The organism is Microbacterium dextranolyticum (genome assembly GCF_016907295.1).
GTDB classification, from domain to species: Bacteria; Actinomycetota; Actinomycetes; order Actinomycetales; family Microbacteriaceae; genus Microbacterium; species Microbacterium dextranolyticum.
In genome coordinates, this window is the sequence record NZ_JAFBBR010000001.1 from 3,036,541 (window position 1) to 3,051,885 (window position 15,345).

9 protein-coding genes are annotated in these 15,345 nt (G+C 73.1%); all 9 read right to left on the bottom strand.

What is annotated here, in order from left to right:
• Positions 1-72: 72 nt before the first annotated feature.
• Genes JOE64_RS13850 through JOE64_RS13890 form a run of 9 tightly spaced genes read right to left on the bottom strand, consistent with a single transcriptional unit; the run spans position 73 to position 15,318 of the window.
• Positions 73-4,554, bottom strand: coding sequence for a type VII secretion EssC family protein (locus JOE64_RS13850; protein ID WP_204964777.1), 4,482 nt, complete (start codon positions 4,552-4,554; stop codon positions 73-75).
• Complete coding sequence (locus JOE64_RS13855; RefSeq protein ID WP_204964778.1) at positions 4,551-5,348, bottom strand: FHA domain-containing protein; 798 nt, start codon at positions 5,346-5,348, stop codon at positions 4,551-4,553. Before JOE64_RS13855 ends, JOE64_RS13850 begins: the two co-directional genes overlap by 4 nt.
• On the bottom strand, positions 5,345-7,024 hold the full coding sequence (locus tag JOE64_RS13860) for a serine/threonine-protein kinase (protein ID WP_204964779.1): 1,680 nt from the start codon (positions 7,022-7,024) through the stop codon (positions 5,345-5,347). Before JOE64_RS13860 ends, JOE64_RS13855 begins: the two co-directional genes overlap by 4 nt.
• On the bottom strand, positions 7,021-8,559 hold the full coding sequence (locus JOE64_RS13865; protein ID WP_239531785.1) for an FHA domain-containing protein: 1,539 nt from the start codon (positions 8,557-8,559) through the stop codon (positions 7,021-7,023). Before JOE64_RS13865 ends, JOE64_RS13860 begins: the two co-directional genes overlap by 4 nt.
• Positions 8,559-9,386: a PP2C family protein-serine/threonine phosphatase gene (locus tag JOE64_RS13870; RefSeq protein WP_204964780.1), complete on the bottom strand. Its 828-nt coding sequence runs from the start codon at positions 9,384-9,386 to the stop codon at positions 8,559-8,561. The genes JOE64_RS13865 and JOE64_RS13870 overlap by 1 nt, the downstream gene beginning before the upstream one ends.
• Positions 9,383-10,519 carry an RDD family protein gene (locus JOE64_RS13875; RefSeq protein WP_204964781.1) on the bottom strand — a complete coding sequence of 379 codons (1,137 nt, stop codon included), beginning with the start codon at positions 10,517-10,519 and terminating at the stop codon, positions 9,383-9,385. Before JOE64_RS13875 ends, JOE64_RS13870 begins: the two co-directional genes overlap by 4 nt.
• On the bottom strand, positions 10,512-12,962 hold the full coding sequence (locus JOE64_RS13880) for a transglutaminase TgpA family protein (RefSeq protein ID WP_271202503.1): 2,451 nt from the start codon (positions 12,960-12,962) through the stop codon (positions 10,512-10,514). The genes JOE64_RS13875 and JOE64_RS13880 overlap by 8 nt, the downstream gene beginning before the upstream one ends.
• Positions 12,959-14,347, bottom strand: a complete 1,389-nt coding sequence (locus tag JOE64_RS13885) for a DUF58 domain-containing protein (protein ID WP_204964782.1) — start codon at positions 14,345-14,347, stop codon at positions 12,959-12,961. Before JOE64_RS13885 ends, JOE64_RS13880 begins: the two co-directional genes overlap by 4 nt.
• The gene (locus JOE64_RS13890) at positions 14,347-15,318 is read right to left on the bottom strand and encodes an AAA family ATPase (RefSeq protein WP_204964783.1); all 972 of its coding nucleotides are present in this window, start codon (positions 15,316-15,318) and stop codon (positions 14,347-14,349) included. The genes JOE64_RS13885 and JOE64_RS13890 overlap by 1 nt, the downstream gene beginning before the upstream one ends.
• Positions 15,319-15,345 lie beyond the last annotated feature (27 nt).

Below are 15,345 nucleotides of genomic sequence, written 5' to 3' on the forward strand. Positions count from 1 at the left end.
CCCGGCTCGTGTGCCGGGGGTCTGTGGTGTTACGAATCTATGCGAGGGGTCCGCATCGATCCATGGGGAGAACTACCCATGGGTGCCCGTCCCGTCCGCTACGGGCACGGTGACCAGCGGGAACTGGATGCGCACGGTCTTGCCGCGGTGCGCGAGGATGCCACGCCCCACCGGCAGCTCTCCGCGCACCAGCCGGGGGAACGGCGTCTTCAGCACGACTTCACCGTCGATCGTCTCGGGCTGCAGGACCACGCCGCGGCGGGCCGCCTTGATCTCGCCGAGAAGGCCGAAGTTCGTCGTCCATTCGGCGAGCTCTCCGACGACGACGAAGAAGACCTCGCCGCGGCCGGCGCGCTTGACGAGCGTGGAGAGGTTCATCTCGATGATCGAGCTCGCGAACTCGCCGATCCCCTCGAGCACCACGATCGGCACGGGTCCTCCGGCCGCCGCGCGATCGGCGACCTCGTCGATCTGGGTCATGACGGCCATCGCCGCCGATCCGCTCTCGGCCGTCGCGGTCCACGCCACGGCCGCGTGCACGGGCGAGCGCCGGTCTCCCAGATAGAACGCCGGGGTGTCGGCGCGCGCCCGCAGCACCTGCCGCGCGATCGTCGCGGCCGCGTTGGAGCGCCCGGCGCCGGGCGAGCCGGCCACGATGAAGGTTCCGGTCGGCTCGATGCCGTAGGGGCCGAGGTCGCGGTCGGACAGACCGATCGCGACGCCCGCGGCGGTCGTGGCGGGCAGCAGGTCGAGGGCGTACTCGGTCGGCAGCGCGCGGATGCTCGGCGCGGGCGCGGTGCCGCGGCGCGTCATCGCCTCGGCCATGCGCAGGGTCGCCAGCGACTGGTCCTTGGTGCTCGGCGTTCCGCCGATGACGGCGATCTGCGCCTCGTGGTCGTCGACGATCGCGCGCCCGGGGGGCGAGTCGGCCGACAGGATGTCACGGGGCATCCCGAGCAGCGCGTACGCGTCCTCGTCGGCCATGCGCAGCACGATGCGTCGCTGGATCATCGCCTGCAGGCTCGTCGGCACACTCTGCCCGCGGTCGGCGGTCAGGGCGATGTGGATGCCCAGGCCGCGGCCGTCGGTGAGCACCTGCTGGAACGCGCGGTACGTCTCAGCGCGGCCAGGAACGCCTTCGAACGCCGTGCGGAACGCCGGGAAGCCGTCCACGAGCAGCAGGATGCGCGGTTCGTCGGGGCGCCCGGCGAGCGCCCGGTACTCGGTGAGGGTCGCCGCGCCGGCGGCGGCATACGCGTCGCCGCGGCGATCGAGCTCGGTGCGGAGCATGGCGAACAGGCGCTCGATGCGTTCGGCGTCGTCGCCCGAGATCACGGCTCCCACGTGCGGCAGCGGCTCCAGCATCCGGAGTCCCCCCGTCGCGGCGTCGAGACCGTACACGTGCACGGGGCCGCCGCGGGGCGTGATGCCGGCCGAGACGGCGAGGGTGCGGAGGGCGACGGATTTGCCCGACCCGCCGGTGCCGAAGATCGCGAGGTGGCCCTCGGTGTCGGGCTCGAAGAAGAAGGGCACCTGATCCTGGCGCTCGGGAACGTCCACGACCCCCAGCACAAGGCGTGCGTCGGTGCGCTGGTGGAGCTTCGTCTGGTCGAACGTGCGGGCGAGCTCGTCCAGCCACGGGCGCCGCGGCGGAGCGATGCGCGCGAGCTGAGCCGCGTCACCGAACCGGGCGACGAGCAACTGCTGGTCGTTCGGACCGAGGTCCTCGGTCTCAGCGGGGGCATCGCCGGTGGCGGGCTTCTCCCATGCCGGGGCCTCGCCCAGCAGGAACGGACGGATCTCGACGGCCGGCGCGGGGTCGGCGCGCAGACTCCAGCCGCCCGAGTAGGCCGACTGGAACAGGTTCATCCGACCCGGTCCGGTCTTGGCGATGCCGCGCCCGGGGATGCCCGGGTCGAACAGAGCCGCTTCCTTCGATCCGATCACGTCGTCGGAGTCGGTCTCATCGGCCATCCGGAGCGCGACGCGCAGGTTGGTGTTCGCCCGCAGGTTGTCTTTGATGACACCCGCCGGGCGCTGCGTCGCCATGATGAGGTGGATGCCGAGGGAACGGCCGCGCTGGGCGATGTCCACGACGCCGTCGACGAACTCGGGCACCTCTTTGGCGAGCGCCGCGAACTCGTCGATGACGAGGACGAGCGCGGGCGGGGCATCCGGGTCGGCGGCCTTCTCGAGCTCGAGCAGGTCCTTCGCCTTCTTGCGGTTGAACAGGTGCTCGCGGTGGTGGAGCTCGGCCCGCAGGCTCGTGAGCGCCCGCCGCACGAGGTGGGGGCTCAGGTCGGTGACGAGCCCCACGCAATGCGGCAGGCTGACGCAGTCGGCGAAGGCCGAGCCGCCCTTGTAGTCGACGAAGAGGAACGTGACCCGCTCGGGGCTGTACTCGGCCGCCATGCCCAGCACCCAGGCCTGCAGGAACTCGCTCTTTCCCGACCCGGTCGTGCCGCCCACCAGCGCGTGCGGGCCCTGCTGACGCAGGTCGAGGTGCAGCGCGCCCTGGGCGCCCTGCCCGACGAGCGCGCGCAGCTTCGGCTGGTAGCCCGCTCCCGACCGCGTGGCGCGGATGGAGGCGTTCTGCGTCCAGCGGTCGATGACCGCGTCGGCGCTCGTCGCCATGTCGGAGCCGAGCAGCTGCAGCAGCGGAATCGTCCGCGGCACATCGCCGGCGTCCTCGGCGACGTCTCCGATGTCGGTGATGCGCGCGAGCGCCCGCGCGACGACGCCGAAGCGTGCGGCATCGAGCGCTTCGACCCGCAACGGCGAGATCACCGTTCCCAGCCGCACGAAGTTGGCGCTGGCCTCGCCGTCGGCGGGCAGATCGACCCACGTGCGGCAGGCCGCCGGCAGGTCGGAGACGCGCGAGACGGCCCACACCGGGATGACCCCGCTGCCGGCGGCGCGCTCGCTCAGCTGGATCAGACGCCCTCGATCGACGGGAGCGTCCGGGGTGATGATGACGATGTATGCCGGAAGCGGCATCTCTTCGTCGCGCCCCCGGGATTCGCCGACCTCGGCACCGGCCGCCGTCGCGGCATCCGTCGCCTTGAGCGCGCGCAGACGACGCAACTGCTTCGTGCGCGCGTCGACGAGCTCTTCGAGCTGCGCCAGCAGACGCGACGCGGTGGCGGCGTTGTCGGCGATGGGCGCCGTGCCCAACGCGTCTTCCGCGGCCCACGTGTGCGGCAACCATTTGAGGTCGGCGAGAGCGGCGCGGGTGGCCGAGCCCACGAACGCGACGATGTGCACGTCCGAGGGGGCGTGCAGGCCCGCCGTCTGGGCGAGCAGAGCGCGGGCGGTGTCGCCGACGCGCGCGGTGGAACCGGCGATGCCGATCGCGCCGGCCTCGGCGAGCGACTCGAGGACCGGCACGTCGTCGACGTCGCGGAAGGTCTCGACGACCTCGTCGAGGCGATCGACGTACGAGGGGATCGCCGCGTCGCGCTTGGACGACTCGGCCACCGTGTTGCGGCTCGCCGACGTTCCGTCGCCGAGGCGCACGTGCAGGAACGACCAGTGCTCGGGCCGGCGCGTCCAGATCAGTGGCCCCGCGACGAGGGCGTCGGCGCAGATCGGATCGAGCTCGGGCACCTCACCCCGGCGGACGCGCCGCTCGGTCTCGCGCTCCTGCTCGAGGCGGGTCTGCAGGCGGGTCAGCTGCTGCTCGAAGCGATCCTTGTCGCGCTGCAGCTGGGCGCGGGCCTGCAGGCGCGTCGTCAGCCACGTGCCGAGCATGAGCAGTGGGGATGCCGCGACGAAGACGAGCGCCATCGGATTGTTCATCACGAAGTAGAGCACGACGCCCATGATCACCGGCGCGATCATGGCGAGCCACGGGAACATCTGGGGCGCGGGCGGCGCGGGAAGGTCGGTGCCCGGCAGCTCCTCGCCGAGGTAACGGGCCTCGACGCGCGGCGAGCGCACGAACGGCACCTGGCGCCAGGTGGACGCCGCCGCGGCATCCTCCCCCGGCGCTGCGGTGATCCGCAGGCGGGTATCGCCGAGCACCGCCTCGATCTCGCCGTCGGCCGCGGTCAGGTAGGTGACCGGCGCGCCGTCGACGAGGATGCCGTTGGCGGAGTTCAGGTCGACGAGCTCGGCGCGCCCCTGCCCCACCTCGAGGCGCGCGTGACGCTTCGACACGAGCGGATCGTCGAGGACGATGTCGCACTGCGGGTCGCGCCCGATGACGACGACCGTCCGCTCGAGGGGCAGCGTGGTGCCCGCTCCGGGGCCCGAGACGATCTGCACCTCGCCGACCCGGCGGGCCGGCTGATATCCCGCCGGAACGACGCGGATCGCCGACCCGGCGCCGAGCTGCACGTGCGAGACGGATGCCGCGGCATCCAACACCTCTCCGGGGGCCTGAGCGATCGTGCCGAACGCTTCGATCGTGACCTCGTCGGGGGCCTGGCCGCCGCGAGGATCGACCTCGACGAGCGTGCGGGCGAGATCTCCGACGGTGGCATCGGCATCGGCGTTGATGACGAGGTCCTGGGGATCGCCTCCGGGCCGGACGAGCGTCGTGCGCAGCTTCATCCGTCTTCCTTCCTGCGCGCGGCGTCCGCGGCGTCGTCGTTGTCGTGCGCGGCGGGGTCGTCGAGCATCGCGAGGTCGTCTCGCACGACCAGGCGTGACGCGACGGCGTGCTCGACCAGGCGCACGCGCCGGTTGGTCGCGGAGCTCGTCACCCCGCCGCGCAGGCCGGGCACGCCCTGACGATCGAGCTTGTCGCACACGTTGTCGAGCTTGCGGTTGAAGCGGGTGATGCTCCAGCCGAGCCGGGCGGCGGCCGCGGCCGAGCTCGGCAGTTCGCTCATGCCGGTGCCCTCGCGGCGGAGCATGGGCTCGGCCAGCGCGAGGATCAGCAGCTTCTGGCTGGGGGTGAGCGGCACGGCACCGATCGTCGACTCGCCGTCGCCGAGATGTTCGGGCGCCGTCGCCTGGAACGCGGGCTGCGCGGTGTGCACCGACAGCTCGTACGTCGTCGGTCCGGCGCTGAAGACGACGGTCGTCACCCCGAACACGATCGGCAGGCGCGCGCCCGGCGCGAGCTGGGCCTGCACCCGGCCTTCGGTGTCGGTGACGGTCGCCGCCAGGCGCGACCCGATGTTCACGAGCCACCACAGACCGCCGGCCTGCTCGATGGAGAGGAAGTGCCGGTGCAGGAACCGGTTGTCGTCGAGGGCGAGGTCGCCCTCGCGCCCGATCGTGAAGCGCGTGCCCGAGGGAACGGTCACGTACTCGCCGGCGAACTCGACGGTGACGTCGGTGCCGGCGGCCTCGGCGCTCGGCGCTCCGACGGGCGGAACGGTGTCGTGGATGTCGGTCATGGGGTGCACTTCCGCGTCTCGGCCCCGGCGGTGCCGTCGCCGCGCACGAGGGTCACCGCGATGCAGGTGGGGCCCCCGGCATCGGCCGGCATCGTCACCGTCGGCTCGGTCACCTTTCGGGTCTCGCCGTTCCCGGAGAGCGTGTACGTGTACCAGAGGTAGCCGTCGCCGCTCTTCGGATCGGGATTCGTCCACGTGAAGACGGCGTTGCCGCCCTGCACGCTGCCGGCGAGGGCGGTGACGGCGGGCACGTACCCGCCGAGCGGATCCTGAGGCGCCACCGACGCCGACGCACTCGGCTCGGCGGGAGGGGGCGCCACCGACGGCGCGAGTATGCTCGCCCCCACCGCCACCCCGGCGACGACCACGACGACGGCAGCGACGGAGAGACCGATCCACAGCCCACGGCGCGAACCGCGAGCCGGGGTGCCCGCCGCCGCGGCGGTCATCGACTCGTCGACGCCCGACCCGGCTGCGGCGTCGGGGCGCGGATCGCGGGTCGGGTCGACCGTGTGCGCCGGCGCCGCCTGGCCGCGCGCGGGACGGAGGATCGTCGAGGAGGTGTCGAGATCGGCCTGCGCGGGGATCGTGACGGGGCCGCGCAGCATCGTCGGGTCGGCGGTGTCGGCCGGAACCGGCCACGCCGGCACGTCCGCGGCTGTCGCGGTGTCGGGAGCGGGCGCAGGGCTCTCGCGACGACGCGTCGACCCCGCCGCAGGGTTCGTCTGGGGCTCGATGCTGACGATGCCGCGGACGCGGGTGAGCTCGCCGTCGGACTCGTCGTCGTCGGCGCTCTCGGGGGCGTCGTCGAGGATGTCGATGGGCGTGACGGAGTGCGCGAGCTCGATCTGCACGCGCTGCAGCGCACGTGCGAACGCGATCGCCGACTCGTACCGGTCGGAGGGGCGCTTGGCCATCGCGCGCTCGAGCACGAGCTGCAGCGAGGCGGGGGCATCCGCCCGCTCGAGACGCGGAACGGGCTGCGACTCGATGCGTCCGATGAGATCGGCGCCGCCGTTGCGGCCGCCCGGCTGCTCGAACGGAGAGCGCCCCGCGAGCAGCGTGTACACCGTCGCGCCGAGGGCGTAGACGTCGGTGGCGACGCCCGATCCGGGTTGCTCGGAGAATGCTTCCGGCGGCGACCACGGGATCGACATGCCGCCCGCCGACTCCTCGCCGTCGGCGGTCGTCGCGATGCCGAAGTCGGTGAGGGCGGGACGGTTGTACTCGGTGACGAGGATGTTCGCCGGCTTGATGTCGCGGTGCAGGATGCCGGCGCGGTGCGCGGTCTCGACGGCGGCGGCGACCTGCACGCCGACGCGCAGGGCCTCGGCGATCGAGAACGCGGCGGCCCGCGAGCGCACCTGCAGGTTCGGCCGCGAGCAGTACTCCATGACCAGATACGGACGCCCGTCGTCGGATACGCCGGCCTGATAGATCGTGACGATCGCCGGGTGCGTCGACAGCAGAGCCATCACGTTCGCCTCGGCCGTGAACTGCTCGGCCGAGCCCGACGCCATGCGATCGGGCAGCATGACCTTCACCGCGACGCGACGGCGCGGCAGGTGCTGCTCGTACAGGTAGACGTCGGCGAACCCACCCGAGCCGAGGACGTCGATGTAGGTGAAGCCCGGGAGCGCCGGCGGCGGTGCGGGCGGCCGCTTCGCCGCGCTCACGGCAGGTCCTCGAAGGTCACGGTGACGTCGTCGCCGAGATCCAGCACGTCGCCGGTGACCACCATCGTCGGCTCGCCCGGATGCAGACGCACCGGCTCGTGCCCTCCGCGCAGCAGGATGGTGCCGTTGGTGGTGTCGAGGTCGATCACGAGCACGTGCTCGCCTTCGGCACGGATCTCCACGTGGCTGCGGGAGATGTCCTGCTCGGGGCTGTCCACGGCCACCAGTGTCGGCAGCTCCGCGCCCGAGGTGCGCGTCGATTTGGGCCGACGACCGATGACGACCGGGCGTTCCAGTTCGACGACGCGCCCCGTCGACAGCCGGATGCGGCCGCGCGCGGGGCGACGAGCCGGCACGTTGTCGGTCGACTCGAACGCCTCGCGTTCGGCGCGCTCTGCGCGCATGGCGCGCAGGTCTGCGACGGCGATCGTGGCGCCGTCGTGGTCACCGAGATCCGCCGAGAACGCCTCGGATCGAGAGGCGGCCCGCGCGGGCTCGGCCGCTGCGGGGGCCTCCGACGCGGCCGCGGGGTCCGCGTCGGGGTCGGCGCTCGCGATGGCGGCGGCCGAGATGGGCCGCGCCACGGTCTCGCCCCACAGCATGTCGTACTCGTCGGCCGGCGCGGGTTCGACCTCCGCGGCGGTCGCCTCGGGCAGGAGCGTGTCGGCCGAGGTGTCGGGCACGGCCGGTGGCGCGTCGTCGCGGTCGTCGTCCCGGCCGATCGACGCGGGCTCGACCTGGCTGTCGTCCTCCTCCGCCGGAGGGTCGCTGCGCAGTCCCGGTGGCAGGGCATCGATGACGGATGCCTCGGGTGCGGCGTCGGCGACCGCCGCCGGGATGTCGGCCACGGGCGCGACGGCGCGCGACGGGAGCGGTTCGGGCGCCGGCAGAGAGTCGGCCGCCGCGGGGACGGCGGCTGCGGGCACCGTCGGCACCGAGACGGCGGGTACTGCGGCGACGGGGTCGGACGTCGCCGGCGCGGTCGCCGGGCGGGAGGCCACCGGCGAGGGGACGGCAGGGGACGCCACAGCCGCCACGCGGGCGGGCGCGCCGTCCGCGCGCGGGGCCAGGTCGAGGCTCACGAGGTCGGCGAGCACGACGCCCGAGCGCAGCGGCACGTCGGCTGCGGGGGCGAGGGCGGATGCCGCGGGGTTCACCGTGGCGCGCGTCGCGCCGGCCACGAAGCGCTCGGTCCAGGTCGCGACGCCCGCTCCGGAGACCGACTCCGGGGCATCCGATTCGACGATGATCTCGATGTCGCCGCGCACCGCGACGCGCAGGCCGCCCGATTCGACGACGGCCAGCGCGAAGGGCGGGATCGCGGTGAGCGAGGTGCCGAATGCACCCGTCAGCGCGTCGAGGACCGCGCCGATGCCGCCGGCACCGAGCCCGCGCCACACGGCGGCGGCCGTCACGGCGGACACCGCCGGAGAGAGCACCGCCAGCGCCCCGTCGTCGGCGGCGACCCACCATGCCGCATCCCCCGACGCCGCTCGATACCCGACCCGCGTTCCCGTCATCGTCTGCCCCGCCATCACTGCTCGTTCCTCGTCCCCGTACGCGGACGCGTATCGTGATCCGCCGGTCCGCGGGCGCCGCCCGCGGGTGCCGTGTCGTACACGTCGTCGTGACCGGCCACCGAGACGGCATCGACGACGATCGCGGTCACATTGTCCCGCCCTCCGTGCACGAGCGCCTCGTGGATGAGCCGGGTGGCCGCGGATTCCGGCTCCGGCTCTTCCGCCAGGATCTGGCACAGCCGCTGCGCGGACAGCTCGCCCGACAGCCCGTCCGAGCACACCAGGATGCGATCGCCCGGCTCTGCGGGCACCATCCAGTAGTCGGCCTGCCCGTCGCTGCCGGCGCCGATGGCGCGCGTGATCTCGTTGCGACGGCTGTCGGTGGCGGCATCCTCACCCGACAGCGCACCCGCGTCGATGAGCTCCTGCACGACGGAGTGGTCGACGCTGATCTGTTCGAGGACACCGCCCGAGAACCGGTAGGTGCGCGAGTCGCCGACGTTGACCGCCAACCAGTACCCGACGCCGCCGACCTCGGCCACCACCACACCGGCGAGCGTCGTACCCGCGGCGCGGCTGTCGCTGGCGATCGCCTCGACACGGGCCCGGGCCCGGCGCAGCGCCGCCCGCACCTCGTCGATGGCGAGGCTCGCACCGCCCGCGAGCCGGGCGAACTCGGCGACGACCGCCGCGCTCGCACGATCGCCGGCATCGTGCCCGCCCATGCCGTCGGCGACCAGGAACAGCGGCGCCTCGGCCAGGAACGAGTCCTCGTTCACCCGCCGCCGGAGTCCTGTGTGGGTGGCGGCAGCGGCGCGGACGACGATCGGAGCCTCGGTCACGAGGTCACCTCGACCGTCACCTGCCGGTCGCCGAACTCCAGCACGTCGCCCCGGTGCACGCGGGTGCGCTCGCCGGGCACGAGCTCTTCGACAACGCCGTCGCGGCGCAGGGCGACACCGTTCGTGGAGTGGCGATCGATCACCCATACGGCACCGACCGCGTCGGGCACCAGTTCGAAATGGGTCTTCGACAGCGACAGGGTCTCGTCCCGCACCGGCGACACCATCGCCCCGGTCTCGGGCGCGGGATTGCGGCCGAACAGCGTGCGTCCGTACACCGCCTGGCGCGTGCCGTCGTCCCAGACGAGTCGTGCGCAGGGGCGCTCGCCTGTCGAGAGACGCGTCTCGTCGATGCCCTCCACGAGAGGGAGCGCGCCCGACACCGGCACCGCACTCGGCGCCGGGCGCGCCGGCGCGTCGACCGTGGGAAGTCCCGCCGGGGGCTCGGGTGCCGGCTCGTCCACCCGCTCGGCATCGCTCACTCCCGGCACGAAGGAGATCACGCCGCTGGCGAGCGGGGACGGGCGGGAGGGCGCCGCCGCCGCGGGCGTCCAGTTGTCGAGATCGGGCAGGTCGCCGGTCGGCAGGTTCGGCGCCGCCGGCAGCACCGACGGTGCCACGGCGGCGACCGGCGGCGACGAGGATGCGACCCGATCGTGGTCGTCGTCCTCGAGCGGTGCGGGCCGCCCCGCGACATCGGTCATGACCGCGCGTGCGGCGCGGTCGTGCCAGCCGCGATGCCACGGCGCGGCGTCGAACAGCGGCGAGAAGTAGCCGACGACGATCGCCCCGCCGAGTGCCCACACGACGTTGCGCCCGAGAGCGCGCCCGAAGCCGAGCCGCTCGCCACCCGTGGCATCCTCGCGCGCGAGGCGCAGGCCGAGCGCCCGCATACCCAGCGAACCGGCGCCGGCCTGCAGGAGGGTGTAGACCACGAACCAGACGATGCCGACGGCGTAGGCCAGCAGCCCGGCGACCACGAGCGGGAGCGCCCCGTTCGTGGCGTAGGACACGCCCCCGAACACGGCCGCGCCGAGCATCAGCACCACGACGCCGATCACGAGGTCGATCAGGTAGGCACCGACCCGGCGACCGGTCCGCGCCGGACGCCTGCCGAGGTCGAGATCAGTCATCCGATGACTCCGTCCCACCCGGACGCCGCGGACGGTCGCCGCGACGCACGATCGTCATGACCGACGCGCCCAGCCCCGAGACGCTGCGCCGCAGCCCCTGCCACGGCGAGCCGCCGCGACGCAGCGACCGCAGGCTCAGACGAGCGCGCAGGCGCTGCCACACCGACGTGGAGCCGCGCATCTGCCCCACGATGTCGTCGACCTCGCGCCAGAACGCGTCGACGTCCTCCGGCGCGGGGTCGCCCGGTCCGAAGACGTCGAGGTCGGCACGGGTGGCGAGGTCGCCGACCCGCGGCTGATCGAACGTCGATCCCACCACCGCCGCACTCTCGGCACGCGTGGCGCCGACGGACACGGGCGCGCGCAGGTCGACGGCCGAGTCGACCAGCTCATCCCAGCCGCCGGAGATGCGGTCGGCGGTGCGCGCGGCGCCGCGGCGTCGGGCGCGGCGCGCGCCCTTGATGACGCCCATCACGATGAACGGTGCCGCCAGCAGGGCGAGCACGCCGAGGGTGATGCCGCCGTACAGCAGCACGGGACCGAGCCAGCTGAGCCCCGGGTCCTGGTCGTCGTCGTGGTCGCGGTTCTCGGCGATCGCAGGCGGAAGGTCGGCCGGCTCCTGCGCGGGCGGCGGCGGCTGCAGCACCTGCGGCTTCGGGTTGGCCTTCGGCTTCGTGGACTGGTCGTTCGGCTTGTTGTCCTCGTCAGGGGTCGGGTCGAAGGGGATCCAGCCGTAGTCCTGGAAGGCGATCTCGACCCAGGCATGCAGGTTGCTGCCCGTCGCGGTGAGCGTCGTGCCGTCCTGCGGATGCTTGTCGTCGGCGTGCCACCCCATCACGACACGCGCCGGCATGCCGAGCTGCGTCGCCATGAGCGCCATCGCAACCGCGTACTGCTCGTCGTCGCCGACCATCTGCTCACCGCTGAAGAGCGACATGATGCGGTTGGCGCCGTGCCCCGACAGCGAGACGACGTCGTCGCCCAGGCCGTGGCTGAAGAAGCCCTGCGTGTGCAGGTAGCTCTCGAGCGCGCGGGCGCGTTCGATCGGCGTCTCCGCGTTCGCCACGGCCTTCGACGCGAGGTCGGCGATCTTCTCCGGGATGCCGGTCTGCTTCGGCATCTTCAGCGCGGCGAACCGAGCCCCGGCGAGCACGGCGTCGCTCGGCTGATCCGGCAGCAGCGTGTCGATCGTGTACGAGTCGCCCTTCGCCAGGCCCACCGGGACGGCGGCGGTGCCGGTGGCGTCGTTGAAGTAGGCGGAGCGGGTCAGCTCGGCAGCGCGGGCACCGTCGAAGGCGAGGTCGCGCACCGCTCCCACGTCGGGCACCCACACACCGGTGAGGTCACCGATCTCGACCTGCACGGTCTCCGGAGTGCCGGTCGCGGTGGGCGACATGTTCGATCGCAGCGGGGTGAAGGCGCTCGACGAGCCCGCGCCGTCGTCGGAGACGTTGTAGACGATGCCGTCGTAGGCATCCATCGTCGCGAGCCGGACGCGCGCATCCTTCGGCAGGCCCGACACCGTGAACAGCGTCGTGTCGGCGTCGTCGCGCACGTAGCCGCGGAACGACTGCAGCGGGCTCGGGTACTGCGTCACGTCGAACGGGGGCACGATGAAGTCGCGCAGGATGTACCGGGGCGGCGTGGCGACCGCGGCGGTCGCGAGCCCGACACCGGATGCCACGGCGAGGACGAGCCCGCCCGCGACGAGGCGACGCGTACGAGAGCTCCGCACGCTCGCGGCATCCGATACGCCTGCGGATTCGACACGCACCGCCGCACGGTCGTGATCCCAGGTTCGACGCAGGGCGAGCCACACCGTCGCGACGACGGCGAAGACGATGCCCTGCACGAGGGGCGCGGCGGGGCGGGAGACGCCGAGCAGGATAGTGGCGACCAGCACGGCGAGCGCAGGGATCAGCGACCATGCGGCCGCCCGGGCCCGTAGCGCCAGCGACCCGGTCAGCACCCCGCCCACCAGCATGAGGATGAAGGGCACGACGAGGTGGCCGTCGGCCGCGGCGACCGGCGGCACCGTCGTCAGCAGCTGCTTCCACGAGATGACGACACCCGCGGCGAGCTGCTGCAGGGTGTCGAGCGTGGGCGCCACGCCGAACAGTGCGGTGTGCGGCAACGCCAGCGCCCCACCGAACACGACGTACGCGCCGATCGTGGCGGCGGCGAGGCCGAGCACGCCCCAGCGCCAGTGCGCGCCCGCCCAGGCGAGGGCGAGGCCGAGCGCCAGCCCTCCCACCCCTGCGACGAGGTATTGCGCCGAGTCGAATGTCGGCGCGAAGCCGACGATCGAGACGGCGAGCAGCAGGGCGGCCGCCGCGAGGTCCAGGGCGACGATGCGCGGGTCGCGATGCCGGCGATCGGTCTCGGGGGCCTCAGGCACCGCGGCACGGCGACGGCGGAACGGGAACCGCGCGCCGCCGCTCACGAGAGCACCTTCCGGATGGCGCGCGGAAGCTGGTCGAGGGCGCCGATCGTGATGACGTCGGCCTCGGCGATGCGCTGCAGCGCGGGAGCGCCGACCCGCGTGTCGGCGACGACGGCGAGGGCACGCACACCCTGCGGGAGACGCGAGCAGGCGAGCCGCAGCTCGGCGGCATCCGTGCGCGATCCGGTCACGAGCACGACGACGGCCGCGTCGGGGGCCTGCGCGGCGATACCGCCGGCGAGGGCGACGATGCCCCCGAGGCGCCCGCGCGAGTGCCCGAGCATGGAGAGCTCGTCGAGGAACCGACGGGCGGTGATCGAACGCAGCGGCCCCTGCTGGGTGCGTGCGTCGAGCACCCTCGAGTCCCGCAGCGCCCGCAGTCCCACCGAGCCGGCAACGGAGATCGCGAGCTCGAACTCCTCGGCCTCGCGGTACTCGTCGGGCAGCGACGAGAGCCCCACGACGAAGTGCGATCGGCGGGTCTCCTCGTACTGGCGGACCATGAGCTCGCCGATGCGCGCCGTCGACTTCCAGTGCACGTGGCGCAGGTCGTCGCCGGGCTGGTACTCGCGCAGCGCGTGGAACGACACGTCGTCGCGCGCGAGATGCTGCGCAGGCAGGCCCTCGAGGTCGCGCAAGTGGCCGAGCGAGAGGCCGTCGAGCGCGGTCGTGCGCGGGTGGACGTACAGGTCCACCGCCTGACGGCGGTCGTTCGCCCGCTCGAAGAGGCCGAGGGGGTCTCCGCGGCGCACGCTCACCGGACCGACCGAGAGGACGCCCCGCGAGGTCGTCGGGATCGCGAAGACCTCTTCGTGCTCCTGATCGGGCGCGAGCCGCGGCACCTGGAACACGCCGCGACCGGCACCCACCGGCAGGATCACCTCCGAGGGCAGCAGCGTGCGCGAGGTGCGGTTGGCGAGCGTCAGACCACCCACGGCGCGTTCGCCGACGACGACGTGCGTGCGGGTGAGGTCGAGTCCGACCTCGTAGGTCGTGCGGCCGAACAGGAACCCGAGGCTCACCAGGATCGTCGCGGTGAGCACCCCCGCCACCACGAGGAACTCGCGCCAGCCGTACGCGAATGCGAGCCACCAGACGAGGATCGCCACCGCGATGAGCACCCAGCCGAGCGGTTGGACGACCTCGGCGACGGTGCGGAGCACCCGCGTGACGCGGCGGCGGGCGGCCTCGAGCCGCTCCCGTCGACGTTCGGCCGAGGTCGCGTCGCGCGGGGCGACCAGCGCGGCGTCGTCGGCCCCGTCGTCCTCGGCGAGCGCGTCGATCGGCTCCGCCGGCCCCCGGGTCGCGCTCGCGGGGACGCCGGAGACACCATCGCGCCGACGCACGCGGCGCGACGGATTCAGAGTGTCCGGCGCCTGCGACATCAGCCGGCGGCCCGCGCGAGGGGCGCGTCGACGGCTGCGAGCGCGCGCTGGATCACGCTCTCGGCGGTGGTGCCCGAGAACTCCGCCTCGGGGTCGAGCACGAGACGGTGCGCCCACACGGGCACCGCGAGCGTCTTGATGTCGTCGGGCACCACGAAGTGGCGACCCTGCGCGGCGGCGTACACCTTCGCGACGCGCATCATCGAGATCGCACCGCGCACCGACACACCCAGGCGGGTCGCCTCGGCGGCGCGCGTGTGCTCGACGAGCTGGGCGGCGTAGCGGGCCACGACCGGGTCGACGTGCACGGTCGCGGCCAGATCGGCCATGTCCGCGACGGCGCCGGTCGTGATGACGGCGCTCAGCGAGGCCGACGGGTTGCGGTCGACGGCGCCGACGAGGATGCGCTCGGTGACGGCGAGGGTCGGGTAGCCGATCGAGATCTTCAGCATGAAGCGGTCGAGCTGCGCCTCGGGCAGCTTATAGGTACCCGACTGCTCGATCGGGTTCTGCGTCGCGATGACGAGGAACGGGCGACCGACCTCGTGGGCGACGCCGTCGACGGTGACCCGCGACTCTTCCATGACCTCCAGCAGTGCCGACTGCGTCTTCGGCGAGGCGCGGTTGATCTCGTCGGCGAGCACGATCGAGGCGAACACCGGGCCGCGGTGGAACTCGAAGCGGTGATTCTGCTGGTCGTAGATCGTGACGCCGGTGACATCGGAGGGCAGCAGGTCGGGCGTGAACTGGATGCGCGTGCTCGTCCCCTGCACCGACGCGGCGATCGCCTTGGCGAGGCTGGTCTTGCCGGTTCCGGGGGCGTCCTCGAGCAGGACGTGGCCTTCGGCGAGCATCGCCGACAGCACGAGGCCGACGACCTCGCGCTTGCCGAGGAGCGCCTGGTCGACGTTGTCGACGAGCCGCGTGAAGGTGTCGCGGAACCACGCCGCCTGTTCCGGAGTCATGCTCATTCGTTCGTTCCTTGTCCTCGATGATCG